Source organism: Arthrobacter sp. NPDC089319 (assembly GCF_040684925.1).
In the GTDB taxonomy this organism is placed as follows: Bacteria; Actinomycetota; Actinomycetes; order Actinomycetales; family Micrococcaceae; genus Crystallibacter.
In genome coordinates this window covers 360,701-373,212 of the sequence record NZ_JBFBGZ010000001.1, presented here as the reverse complement: position 1 = coordinate 373,212, position 12,512 = coordinate 360,701, and the positions used below count along the sequence as shown (strand labels likewise).

The window sequence follows — 12,512 nt, the reverse complement described above, 5'->3', positions numbered from 1 at the left end:
CGGAATGTATACAGCCCAGCAGTGCGATTTCCGAGCCGGCTCGACGGCAGCCCCAGAGCCGGAGGCCGGACCTGCTATACCGGTCAGGTCGTTCCCGACCGGCCGGAGGCCGGACCGTCGATATCTGACCGGCGCTCCCTGACCGGCGACGCCGTACCCGCCGTGCCGGTCGAACCGTGCCGGACAAACCGTTCCGGACAGGTCGCTCCGGACAGGCCCTGCCCGGCGGTTCTGGCGGCCCGCCGTCGAGTGTGAAGAGCCCACGCAGCTTAAACGACGAACCGCCTCCCGCTGCCCCGGTATCGGGGAGCAGGAGGCGGTTCAGCGCTTCGGCTCGGGCGCGGAGCGCCCAACTCGTTAGCGGTAGTCGTTGCCCAGGTCGTAGTCATCCAGCGGGATGGCATGGAACTCGGGCGTCATCGAACCGTCGCCGCCGGCGTAGTCGAAGTCGCCGAAGGCGCTGGGGCCGGTGAAGAGGTTGGCCTTGGCTTCCTCCGTCGGCTCCACCGACACCTGGGTGTAGCGGTCCAGGCCGGTACCGGCCGGGATCAGCTTACCGATGATGACGTTCTCCTTCAGGCCGAGCAGCGGGTCGGACTTGCCTTCCATAGCCGCCTGCGTCAGAACGCGGGTGGTCTCTTGGAAGGACGCGGCCGACAGCCACGACTCGGTGGCGAGCGATGCCTTGGTAATGCCCATCATCTCGTCACGGCCGTTGGCAGGCTGCTTGCCCTCGGAAACCGCCTTGCGGTTCTCCGCCTGGAAGCGGCTGCGTTCGGCGAGCTCGCCCGGCAGCAAGTCGGTTTCGCCCGACTCGATGACGGTAATGCGGCGCAGCATCTGCCGAACGATGACTTCCACGTGCTTGTCGTGGATGCCAACGCCCTGGCTGCGGTACACGCTCTGGACCTCGTCCACCAGGAACTTCTGGGCCTGGCGCGGGCCGAGGATACGCAGCACCTGCTTCGGGTCCTTCGCACCGGTGACCAGTTGCTGGCCGACCTCCACGTGCTGGCCGTCTTCAACCAGCAGTCGGGCACGGCGCAGTACCGGGTAGGCGATCTCTTCCGAGCCGTCATCGGGGGTGACGATGACGCGCATCTGGCGCTCGCCGTCCTCGATGGACACGCGTCCGGCCACTTCGGCCATCGGCGCGACGCCCTTCGGCGTACGGGCCTCGAAGAGCTCCTGGATACGGGGCAGACCCTGGGTGATGTCTTCCGCGGAGGCAACACCACCGGTGTGGAAGGTACGCATGGTCAGCTGCGTGCCGGGCTCACCGATGGACTGTGCGGCGATGATGCCGACGGCCTCGCCGATGTCCACGGTCTTGCCGGTGGCCAGCGAACGGCCGTAGCAGAACGCACAGGTACCGACGGCGGACTCACAGGTGAGCACGGAGCGCACCTTGATCTCGGTGATGCCGGCGTCGATCAGTTCCTGGATCAGCACATCGCCGACGTCGGAGCCTGCCGCGGCCACCACGGTGCCCTCGGAGTTCACCACATCGGTGGCCAGCGTCCGGGCGTAAGCGGAGTTCTCCACTTCTTCGTGCCGGCGCAGTTCACCGTTGTGGTCGGGCTCGGCGATGACCGTGTTCAGGCCGCGCTCGGTACCGCAATCCAGTTCGCGGACAATCACGTCCTGCGAGACGTCCACCAGACGACGGGTCAGGTAACCCGAGTTGGCGGTACGCAGCGCGGTATCGGCCAGACCCTTACGGGCACCGTGCGTAGCGATGAAGTACTCCAGCACCGACAGGCCCTCACGGTAGGAGGACTTGATCGGGCGGGGGATGATCTCGCCCTTCGGGTTGGCCACCAGACCACGGATACCGGCGATCTGGCGGACCTGCAGCCAGTTACCACGGGCACCGGAGGACACCATGCGGTTGATGGTGTTTTCCTTGGTCAGGTTCTTCCGCATCGCGTCGGCAACCTCGTTGGTTGCCTTGTTCCAGATGTCGATCAGTTCCTGGCGCCGTTCGTCGTCGGCAATCAGGCCCTTGCTGTACTGGGACTCGACGCGTGCTGCCTGGGTCTCGTAGCCCTCCATGATGGAGGCCTTCTCGGCCGGGGCGGCGATGTCGGAGATCGCGACGGTCACACCGGAGCGGGTCGCCCAGTAGAAACCGGCGTCCTTGAGGTTGTCCAGCGTTGCCGCGGTGACGACCTTCGGGTAGCGCTCGGCCAGATCGTTCACGATCGCCGAGAGCTGGCCCTTGTCCGCCACACGCTCAACCCAGGGGTAATCCTCGGGCAGGGTGTTGTTGAAGACGACCTGGCCGAGCGAGGTTTCGATCAGCGCTTCCTGGCCTTCTTCCCAACCTTCCGGTGCCGGCTGGTCCGCGCTCGGCACGAAGCCGGGCACGCGGATCTTGACCACGGAGTTCAGGTGCAGTTCGCCGGCGTCGTGGGCCATGATGGCTTCGGCCGGGCTGCCGAAGACACGGCCTTCGCCTGCTGCCCCTTCGCGCTTGGTGGTCAGGTGGTGCAGACCGATGATCATGTCCTGCGAAGGCAGGGTCACCGGACGGCCGTCCGACGGCTTCAGGATGTTGTTCGAGGAGAGCATCAGGATGCGCGCCTCGGCCTGGGCCTCGGGGCTCAGCGGCAGGTGCACAGCCATCTGGTCGCCGTCGAAGTCGGCGTTGAAAGCGGCACAGACCAGCGGGTGCAGCTGCAGCGCCTTGCCTTCAACCAGCTGCGGCTCGAACGCCTGGATGCCCAGGCGGTGCAGGGTTGGTGCGCGGTTGAGCAGCACCGGGTGTTCGGTGATGATCTCTTCCAGCACGTCCCAGACCTGCGGACGGAAACGCTCGACCATACGCTTGGCGCTCTTGATGTTCTGCGCGTGGTTGAGGTCAACCAGGCGCTTCATCACGAACGGCTTGAAGAGCTCCAGCGCCATCTGCTTGGGCAGGCCACACTGGTGCAGCTTCAGCTGCGGACCGACCACAATCACGGAACGGCCGGAGTAGTCAACGCGCTTACCCAGCAGGTTCTGGCGGAACCGGCCCTGCTTGCCCTTGAGCATGTCGGAGAGCGACTTCAGCGGACGGTTGCCCGGCCCGGTGACCGGACGACCGCGGCGGCCGTTGTCGAACAGCGAGTCCACAGCTTCCTGCAGCATGCGCTTTTCGTTGTTGACGATGATCTCCGGCGCGCCCAGATCCAGCAGGCGCTTCAGGCGGTTGTTGCGGTTGATCACGCGGCGGTACAGGTCGTTCAGGTCGGAGGTCGCGAAGCGGCCACCGTCCAGCTGCACCATCGGGCGAAGCTCCGGCGGGATCACCGGAACGGCGTCCAGCACCATGCCCAGCGGCGAGTTGGTGGTGGTCAGGAAAGCGTTGACCACCTTGAGCCGCTTCAGGGCGCGGGTCTTGCGCTGGCCCTTGCCGTTCTTGATGATGTCGCGCAGGGACTCGGCCTCGGCAGCCATGTCGAAGTTCTCGAGGCGGTTCTTGATCGCCTCGGCACCCATGGCGCCTTCGAAGTACAGGCCGTAGCGGTCGCGCAGTTCGCGGTAAAGGCCTTCGTCACCTTCAAGGTCGGCGACCTTGAGGTTCTTGAAGCGGTCCCACACCATGTCCAGGCGCTCGATCTCGGCGTCGGCGCGCTTGCGCACGTTGGCCATCTGGCGGTCGGCGGAGTCGCGGGCCTTCTTCTTCTCGGCGGCCTTTGCTCCTTCGCCTTCCAGGCGGGCCAGTTCGTCCTCGAGGTCCTTGGCGATGGCCGCGATGTCCGAATCGCGGGTATCGCCCAGCTGCTTCTTCTCCAGGTCGTGTTCGGCCTGCAGGTTCGGCAGTTCCTCATGGCGGCGCTCGTCGTCCACGCTGGTGATCATGTAGGCGGCGAAGTAGATGACCTTTTCCAGGTCCTTCGGCGCCAGGTCGAGCAGGTAGCCCAGACGGGACGGGACACCCTTGAAGTACCAGATGTGCGTGACCGGGGCGGCCAGCTCGATGTGGCCCATCCGCTCGCGGCGGACCTTGGCCCGAGTGACCTCGACGCCACAGCGCTCACAGATGATGCCCTTGAAGCGCACGCGCTTGTACTTACCGCAGTAGCATTCCCAGTCGCGGGACGGGCCGAAGATCTTCTCGCAGAAGAGGCCGTCCTTCTCAGGCTTCAGGGTGCGGTAGTTGATAGTTTCCGGCTTCTTGACCTCGCCGTAGCTCCAGTCGCGGATGTCGTCCGCGGTGGCAAGGCCGATGCGCATGAGGCCGAAGGAGGATTCGCTGGACATATGGTCCCTGTTCTCTCTTGTTCTCTAAATCTGAAAGTCTGTCGGGTTACGGAAAGAGGATGAGCGGCTGGCCGGCCGAAGGGCGCTGGGCACCTTCTGCCGGCCGGCCGGCCCGGCTAGACCTCTTCGACGGAACTCGGCTCGGCCCGCGAAAGGTCGATGCCCAGCTCTTCCGCGGCCCGGAAGACTTCTTCATCCGAGTCACGCATTTCGATCGCGGTGCCGTCGGTGGAGAGAACCTCCACGTTCAGGCAGAGCGACTGCATTTCCTTGATCAACACCTTGAAGGATTCGGGAACGCCCGGCTCCGGGATGTTCTCGCCCTTGACGATCGCCTCGTAGACCTTGACGCGGCCGTGGATGTCGTCGGACTTGATGGTGAGCAGTTCCTGCAGGGTGTACGCGGCGCCGTAGGCCTCCAGGGCCCACACTTCCATTTCACCGAAGCGCTGGCCACCGAACTGCGCCTTACCGCCCAGCGGCTGCTGGGTGATCATCGAGTACGGGCCGGTGGAGCGCGCATGGATCTTGTCGTCCACCAGGTGGTGCAGCTTCAGGATGTACATGTAGCCCACGGACACCGGATCCGGGAACGGCTGGCCGGAGCGGCCGTCGAACAGACGCGCCTTGCCGGACGAACCGATCAGGCGGTCGCCGTCGCGGGTCGGGGTGGTCGAATCCAGCAGCCCGGTGATCTCGAACTCGCTGGCGCCGTCGAACACCGGGGTCGCCACCGTGGTGGGACCGGTCTGGCGCGGCAGGTTCGGCAGGTTCTTGGCCCAGTCCGGATTGCCTTCGATGTTCCAGCCCTGCTTGGCGGCCCAGCCGAGGTGGATCTCCAGAACCTGGCCCACGTTCATGCGGCCGGGAACACCCAGCGGGTTCAGCACAACGTCAACCGGGGTGCCGTCTTCCAGGAACGGCATATCCTCGATCGGCAGGATCTTGGAGATGACGCCCTTGTTGCCGTGGCGGCCGGCGAGCTTGTCGCCGTCGGTGATCTTACGCTTCTGCGCCACGTACACGCGCACCAGCTGGTTTACGCCCGGGGGCAGCTCGTCGTCGTTGTCGCGGTCGAAGATCCGCACGCCGATCACGGTGCCGGACTCGCCGTGCGGAACCTTCAGGGAGGTGTCGCGCACTTCGCGGGACTTCTCACCGAAGATCGCGCGCAGCAGGCGCTCTTCCGGAGTCAGCTCGGTCTCGCCCTTCGGGGTCACGCGACCCACCAGGATGTCGCCGGCGTCGACCTCGGCACCGATATGGATGATGCCGCGCTCGTCCAGCTGCGAGAGCACTTCCTCGGACACGTTCGGGATGTCGCGGGTGATTTCCTCGGCACCGAGCTTGGTGTCGCGGGCATCAACCTCATGCTCCTCGATGTGGATGGAGGTCAGCACGTCGTCGGAGACCACACGCTGCGAGAGGATGATCGCATCCTCGTAGTTGTGGCCTTCCCAGGACATGAACGCCACCAGCAGGTTCTTGCCCAGTGCCAGTTCACCCTGATCGGTGGACGGACCGTCGGCAATGATGCTGCGGGTTTCCAGCCGCTGGCCCTCGGAGACGAGGACGCGCTGGTTGTAAGCGTTGCCCTGGTTGGAGCGGGCGAACTTCATGATCGGGTACCGGGTCTCGGTGCCGTCGTCGTTCAGCGCGGTGACCAGGTCGGCGGAAACCTCGGTGACCACGCCCGGCTTGGCGGCAACCACGGAGTCGCCGGCGTCAACAGCCGCGTAGCGCTCCATGCCGGTGCCCACCAGCGGGGCTTCCGAACGCAGCAGCGGCACAGCCTGGCGCTGCATGTTGGCGCCCATCAGCGCGCGGTTCGCGTCGTCGTGCTCGAGGAACGGAATCAGGGCCGTTGCGACCGACACCATCTGGCGCGGGGAAACGTCCATGTAGTCGACTTCGTCGCCCGGCACCAAAACCGGCTCGCCGCCGCCGCCGCGCTCACGGCAGAGGACCAGGTCCTCTTCGAAGTGCAGGTCCTCGCTGAGCGGCGCGTTCGCCTGGGCGATGACGCACTCGATCTCGTCGTCCGCGGTCAGGTAGTCCACCTGGTCGGTGACCTGCCCGTTGACGACCTTGCGGTACGGCGTCTCGATGAAACCGAACGCGTTGATGCGGCCGTAGGAAGCCAGCGAGCCGATCAGGCCGATGTTCGGACCTTCAGGCGTCTCGATCGGGCACATGCGGCCGTAGTGCGAGGGGTGCACGTCACGGACTTCCATGCCGGCACGGTCACGGGACAGACCGCCCGGGCCCAGTGCGGACAGACGGCGCTTGTGCGTCAGGCCGGCCAGCGGGTTGTTCTGGTCCATGAACTGGGAGAGCTGCGAGGTACCGAAGAACTCCTTGATCGCAGCCACCACGGGGCGGATGTTGATCAGGGTCTGCGGGGTGATGGCCTCCACGTCCTGGGTGGTCATGCGTTCGCGGACCACGCGCTCCATGCGGGAGAGGCCGGTGCGGACCTGGTTCTCGATCAGCTCGCCGACCGCGCGGATGCGGCGGTTGCCGAAGTGGTCGATGTCGTCGACCTCGACGCGGAGGTCGTGGTCGGCGCCGTCGCGCTTGCCCGGGATGGTGGCTTCGCCGGCGTGCAGGGCCACCAGGAACTTGATCATGGCGACGATGTCGTCGTTGTTCAGGACCGAGGCGTCCGGATCGGTCAGCGGCTTGTCGATGCCCAGCTTGCGGTTGATCTTGTAGCGGCCAACCTTGGCCAGATCGTAGCGCTTCGGGTTGAAGTACAGGTTGTCCAGCAGGGACTGGGCGGCCTCGACTGTGGGCGGCTCGCCCGGACGCAGCTTGCGGTAGATGTCCAGGAGGGCTTCCTCCTGGGTCTGGGTGGCGTCCTTCTCCAGCGTGGCGCGGATCGAGTCGTACTCGCCGAAGCTCTCCAGGATCTGGCCCTCGGTCCAGCCCAATGCCTTCAGCAGCACGGTCACGGACTGCTTGCGCTTGCGGTCGAGGCGTACGCCGACCTGGTCGCGCTTGTCGATTTCCAGCTCGAACCAGGCGCCGCGGGACGGGATGATCTTCGCGGTGAAGATGTCCTTGTCGCTGGTCTTGTCGGCGGTCTTCTCGAAGTAGGCGCCCGGCGAGCGGACCAGCTGGGAGACGACGACGCGCTCGGTGCCGTTGATGACGAAGGTGCCCTTGTCGGTCATCAGCGGGAAGTCGCCCATGAACACGGTCTGCTGCTTGATTTCGCCCGTGTTGTTGTTCATGAACTCGGCCTTGACGTACAGCGGCGCGGAGTACGTGGCGTCGCGGTCCTTGCACTCGGCCATGGTGTACTTCGGATCGGCGAACTCCGGCTCGGAGAAGCTCAGGGACATGGTGCCCTGGAAGTCCTCGATCGGGGAGATCTCTTCGAAGATGTCAGAGAGGCCGGAGGTGGTGGCCAGGCCCTGGCGGCCTTCTTCCTGAGCCTTGGCTACGCGCGCCTTCCAGCGTTCGTTGCCGACCAGCCAGTCGAAGCTGTCGGTCTGAAGGGCGAGCAGATTGGGAACGTCAAGAGGTTCGTGAATCTTGGCGAATGAGAGCCGCCGGGTTGCGCCGTCGTTCGACGAGGCGTCCAGCAGGCTGTTAGCGGTATCGGTATTAGAGGTGCTCGAGGCGACCAAGAGGGATCCTTCCACAGACCTTCAGGCTTGTCCTGCGCTTCCGCACTGCCGGCACCCCTGGTGAGGTCCGGACACAACCTGGATCCGCTATATGATCCTTGCCCGCCGCACGATCTGCAGTTAAACACAGATAGGGCGTGGCGAAGCCCACCGCTATATGAAGGCCAAAGGTTTTGAGGGAAGACGCAAATACTAAGTGTACGGGACTGCCTCGCGGATTGTCCAGCACGGAGGCAGGGCCAGTTGCCCGCTCCCCCGTCGTCGGGATCGGAGCGGCACGCGTTGTGCGAAACGCTGTGCGGAGCGTAGTGCTGACCGCAGCATGCCGCGGTGCAAACGCAGTGCGAAAGGCGTCTTCGCGGTTGTCTTCCCCGGGACAACGCCACCAGCATATACCCCGTTGCCAACATTTCCGGGTCTCGGCTTCTGGCGAGTTCCGCGGCACGGGTAATCTGTGAAGCAGATCATACCCATCGCAGCAGCCGCCGGCCGCAGTTTGTCAGCGTGGACGGCGGCGCAGAAAGAGTCAGGTACACCATGGCCCAGAACATCAGCAGTCGCGACGACGTCGTCATCCTGGCCGGCGCGCGCACGCCCAACGGACGGCTGAACGGCCAGCTCGCGGCCTTCAGCGCCGTCGAGCTCGGGGGCAAGGCCATCGCTGCCGCACTGGAGCGCGGCGGCGTGGCCGCAGAACAGGTGGACGCGGTCATCATGGGGCACGTCATCCAGGCCGGCGCCGGCCAGAATCCTGCCCGCCAGGCTTCCATCGCCGCGGGACTGGGCTGGAACGTGCCCACCGTGACGATCAACAAGGTGTGCCTCTCCGGGCTGGCTGCTATTACCGACGCCGCCCGGCTGATCCGCTCCGGCGAGGCGCGCGTGGTGGTGGCCGGCGGGCAGGAGTCCATGACCAATGGCCCGCACCTGCTCCCGGGTTCCCGCCAGGGCTGGACGTACGGCAGCATGACTGCCCTCGACGCCACCGCTCACGACGGCCTCACTGATGCCTTCGATCACGAGTCCATGGGTGTCTCCACCGAGCGGCGGAACAGCGAACTGGGCATCGGCCGCGAAGCGCAGGACGAAGTGGCTGCTGCATCCCACCAGCGGGCCGCGGCCGCTGCGGAGAGCGGCGTCTTCGACGACGAGATCGTTGCGGTCAAAGTGCCACAGCGCAAGGGCGCCGATCTGGTGGTGGACCGCGACGAGGGCGTCCGTCCGCAGACCACGGTGGAGGGCCTGGCGCCATTGCGGCCCGCCTTTGCCAAGGACGGCACCATCACGGCCGGAAACTCGTCCCCGCTGTCCGACGGCGCCGCTGCGGTAGTGGTGACCACCCGAGGTTTCGCCGAGGACCAAGGGCTGGACTGGCTGGCCGTCGTCGGCCGGGCCGGGCAGGTTGCCGGACCGGACACCTCGTTGCAGTCCCAGCCCTCCAACGCCATCTCGCAGGCCCTGCAACGGGCCGGCTGGACCACCGCGGAGTTGGACTTCATCGAAATCAACGAAGCCTTCGGCGCCGTGGCCGTGCAGTCGCTTCAGGATTTGGACTACCCGCTGGAAAAGTGCAATATCCACGGCGGCGCCATTGCCCTGGGCCATCCGATCGGCGCTTCCGGCGCCAGGCTGGCACTGACCGCCGCCCTTGAACTGCACCGGCGCGGGACCGGCAAGGCTGCGGTCTCCCTGTGCGGCGGCGGCGGCCAGGGCGAAGCGCTGCTGCTGTACCGCGACTAGGACCGCGGGCCAAGTTTCGGGCGGGTACGGGGGTTCCGGCCGGGCGGCGAGGGAATACCGGCCGGACGCAGGGACTTGAACCGGACATGAGCAATGAATCCGGTGCCCCTGCCCTGCCTGCCGGCCTGCAACGTTTCCTGGCCGGCGTCGAAGAGCACTCGCTCCAGGTGGAAGTGGCCGAGCGCTCCGGCGCCCGGAGCCTGGCCGAGGCGGCGGAGCTGCTGGGCATCGCCGAAGCTGACATTGTCAAGACCCTGGTGGTCAAGCACAAGGACGGCTCCTTCCTGTTCGCCTTGATCCCCGGGGACCGCCAGATCTCCTGGCCCAAGCTCCGCTCGCTGCTGGGCGTCAACAAACTCTCATTGCCGCACGCCGACGTTGCCTTCGAGGCGACCGGCTACCGGCGCGGCACCATCACCCCGCTGGGCAGCAGCACGGCCTGGCCCGTCTTCGCCGACCAGTCCATCCGCGGCCGGCGGATTTCGCTGGGTGCCGGCGAGCATGGCTACTCCGCCTTTGTCGACGCCGATGCGCTCACCTCAGCGCTTGGCGCCACGGTCGCGGATATCTCCGACCCGGCCTGACACGGCCCCCGGCATCCGCCGTGAGGTGGCCCTGCGGTCGGTGGGCACCGCTACCGGTGGTCACCGCCGTCGGTGCGGGACTACGCTGACCGCGGCACCGCCGTCGTCCTTTCCTTAAACACAAAGCCCCGCCGCCCAATAAGGGCAGCGGGGCTTTGCAGAAGCTGAAGAAGCTTACTTGAGGGTGACGGTAGCGCCGGCAGCCTCGAGAACTTCCTTGGCCTTCTCGGCAGCTTCCTTGGTGGCGCCTTCGAGGACGGCCTTCGGAGCGCTGTCAACCAGGTCCTTGGCTTCCTTGAGGCCCAGGGAGGTCAGGCCGCGGACTTCCTTGATCACTGCGATCTTCTTGTCGCCTGCAGATTCGAGCACGACGTCGAATTCGGTCTGCTCTTCAGCAGCGGCTTCGCCTGCGCCGCCACCGGCGGGGCCTGCAACAGCAACAGCTGCAGCGGTGACCTCGAAGGTCTCCTCGAACAGCTTGACGAACTCGGAGAGCTCGATGATGGTCAGTTCCTTGAAAGCTTCAATGAGCTCTTCGTTGGTGAGCTTCGCCATGGTTTGGCGTCCTTCCTGATAAGTGATGCGGCTGGTGTGTCCGCACCAAGAGTTGGGTTAGTGAAGAGTCTTACTGCTCTTCGGCAGCAGCCTCGGCCGGGGCCTCGGTTGCTTCGGCAGCGGGAGCTTCAGCTTCGGCAGCTTCGGCCGGAGCTTCGGCAGCGGCGCCACCGTTCTCCTCCTGCTTGATGCGCAGCGCATCGAGAGTGCGGGCCAGTGCGGACATCGGAGCCTTGAGGACTCCGGCGACGCGGGCCAGCTGGAACTCGCGGGACTCGAGAGCTGCCAGTGCAGCAACGGCGGTTGCATCCAGGGCCTTGCCCTCGAAGAAGCCGGTCTTGATGACGAGCTGCGGGTTGGACTTTGCGAAATCCGTCAGGGACTTGGCGGCTGCAACGGCGTCACCCTTGATGAAGGCAATAGCAGTGGGTCCGGCAAGCTGGCCTTCGAACGCGTCGATGCCGGCTTCCTTGGCTGCAATGCCAGTCAGGGTGTTCTTTACGACCGAGAACTTGGTGTCCTGGCCCAGAGAAACACGCAGCTCCTTGAGCTGTGCAACGGTAAGCCCGCGGTATTCGGTTAGGACTGCAGCGCTGGATTCCTTGAAATCAGTGGTGATTTCTTCAACGGCTGCCACCTTGTTTGGCGTTGCCATAACCCTCCTTCCGGGGAATAGTGCCGGTGGTTCGGGTCGCGTGCATAAAAAACGCCCCATGCAGATGCACGGGGCTTCGGTCCCTCACCGGCAGGCCGGTTGCGGGGCAACGCTTCGTTCACCTGCGCAGGCCGTCCCGGGCACGGGACTTTCGGTTGAAAACGTGGAGGATTTCAACGACCGACGGTCTTTGGTTCTTCAAGGTTACGGGATGCTGCCGCCGGACTCCAAATCGGCGCCGCGCGCAGGCGAGAGAGCGGCTCGCCTGAATTCCGCTGCATGGTCCTGCTCCATGTTCTGCTCCGCGACCACTGCCGGCAGTTCACACGACGGCGGCCTGCTGCCCTTCGGTGGGCTGCTGTCCCCCGGCGGATGCCGCTGGTTGGGCCTCCGCACCGCCGTCCAGGTCATCCTGGATCTGGCCCACATGGTCCTCCATGGCCTCGCGGGCGCCTTGCTGGTCTCCGCTTTCGACGGCAGCGAGGACCTTGCGGTGCATGGCGAGCGTGCGGCCGCGCACGCTCGCGGCGACAAAGGCCTCGCGCCGCGCGTCGGCCAGCACCCGGCCCATCGGCACGAAGACGGCAGCAAAGAGCGTGTTGCCGGACATCTTGAGAATCAGCGCGTGGAACAAGCGGTCGGCTTCGACGAAGGCCTCCGCATCGCCCGCCGCATCCGCTGACGCCATCGAGTCCAGTTCCCCGCGCAGAAGCTCCAGATCCGCATCGGTGCGGCGAGCCGCGGCCAGCGCCGCGGCCCCCGACTCGACCAAGCGCCGCGCCTCCAGCAATTGCTTCGACGCAACGGAGTTCCCCGTGCTGTGCGCGGCGGCCCGGACGATCGCCTCGACGGAGGTCCACTGGTCCGGCGGAGTGATGAAGGTACCGCGGCCCCGCTGCACGCTGATCACCTTGATGGTCCGCAGCATGGTGAGGGCTTCCCGGACGGTCAACCGGCTGACCTGGTATTCGGCGGCGATGTCCGCTTCAGCCGGCAGCGCGTCTCCCGGTGCCAGACGGCCGGCGACAATGTCCTCCAACAGCTTCTCCGCCACTGTGTCCACCAGTGTCTTGTGTTCCATGCGCCCGCTCCTGT

7 protein-coding genes are annotated in these 12,512 nt (G+C 65.7%); 2 read left to right on the top strand and 5 right to left on the bottom strand.

Annotated features, from left to right (window positions below):
* Window positions 1–357: 357 nt before the first annotated feature.
* Together AB0N75_RS01760 and rpoB are read right to left on the bottom strand one after the other, a co-directional pair.
* A complete protein-coding gene (locus AB0N75_RS01760) occupies window positions 358–4,248 on the bottom strand; it encodes a DNA-directed RNA polymerase subunit beta' (protein WP_364644208.1) in 3,891 nt (1,296 codons plus the stop codon).
* A gap of 116 nt (window positions 4,249–4,364) precedes the next feature.
* Window positions 4,365–7,883, bottom strand: a complete 3,519-nt coding sequence (gene rpoB, locus AB0N75_RS01755; RefSeq protein WP_364644205.1) for a DNA-directed RNA polymerase subunit beta — start codon at window positions 7,881–7,883, stop codon at window positions 4,365–4,367.
* 537 nt (window positions 7,884–8,420) lie between these two features.
* On the opposite strand from rpoB, the gene AB0N75_RS01750 reads away from it, so the two are divergent.
* On the top strand, window positions 8,421–9,623 hold the full coding sequence (locus tag AB0N75_RS01750) for an acetyl-CoA C-acetyltransferase (protein ID WP_364644203.1): 1,203 nt from the start codon (window positions 8,421–8,423) through the stop codon (window positions 9,621–9,623).
* Between the two features lie 86 nt (window positions 9,624–9,709).
* The gene (locus AB0N75_RS01745) at window positions 9,710–10,207 is read left to right on the top strand and encodes a YbaK/EbsC family protein (protein ID WP_364644200.1); all 498 of its coding nucleotides are present in this window, start codon (window positions 9,710–9,712) and stop codon (window positions 10,205–10,207) included.
* Between the two features lie 174 nt (window positions 10,208–10,381).
* Here the strand turns inward: AB0N75_RS01745 and rplL are convergent, their stop codons facing one another.
* From rplL to AB0N75_RS01730, 3 genes are all read right to left on the bottom strand, one after another.
* A complete protein-coding gene (gene rplL / locus AB0N75_RS01740; protein ID WP_364644197.1) occupies window positions 10,382–10,762 on the bottom strand; it encodes a 50S ribosomal protein L7/L12 in 381 nt (126 codons plus the stop codon).
* Window positions 10,763–10,832: 70 nt separating this feature from the next.
* On the bottom strand, window positions 10,833–11,417 hold the full coding sequence (rplJ, locus tag AB0N75_RS01735; RefSeq protein WP_364644194.1) for a 50S ribosomal protein L10: 585 nt from the start codon (window positions 11,415–11,417) through the stop codon (window positions 10,833–10,835).
* 322 nt (window positions 11,418–11,739) lie between these two features.
* Complete coding sequence (locus tag AB0N75_RS01730; protein ID WP_364644191.1) at window positions 11,740–12,498, bottom strand: FadR/GntR family transcriptional regulator; 759 nt, start codon at window positions 12,496–12,498, stop codon at window positions 11,740–11,742.
* Window positions 12,499–12,512 lie beyond the last annotated feature (14 nt).

Excerpts from the sequence above, each read along its gene's own strand:
- AB0N75_RS01760 (WP_364644208.1), bottom strand. The coding sequence starts at position 4,248 with ATGTCCAGCGAATCCTCCTTCGGCCTCATGCGCATCGGCCTTGCCACC.
- AB0N75_RS01750 (WP_364644203.1), top strand. The coding sequence starts at position 8,421 with ATGGCCCAGAACATCAGCAGTCGCGACGACGTCGTCATCCTGGCCGGC.
- AB0N75_RS01745 (WP_364644200.1), top strand. The coding sequence starts at position 9,710 with ATGAGCAATGAATCCGGTGCCCCTGCCCTGCCTGCCGGCCTGCAACGT.
- rplL (WP_364644197.1), bottom strand. The coding sequence starts at position 10,762 with ATGGCGAAGCTCACCAACGAAGAGCTCATTGAAGCTTTCAAGGAACTG.
- rplJ (WP_364644194.1), bottom strand. The coding sequence starts at position 11,417 with ATGGCAACGCCAAACAAGGTGGCAGCCGTTGAAGAAATCACCACTGAT.
- AB0N75_RS01730 (WP_364644191.1), bottom strand. The coding sequence starts at position 12,498 with ATGGAACACAAGACACTGGTGGACACAGTGGCGGAGAAGCTGTTGGAG.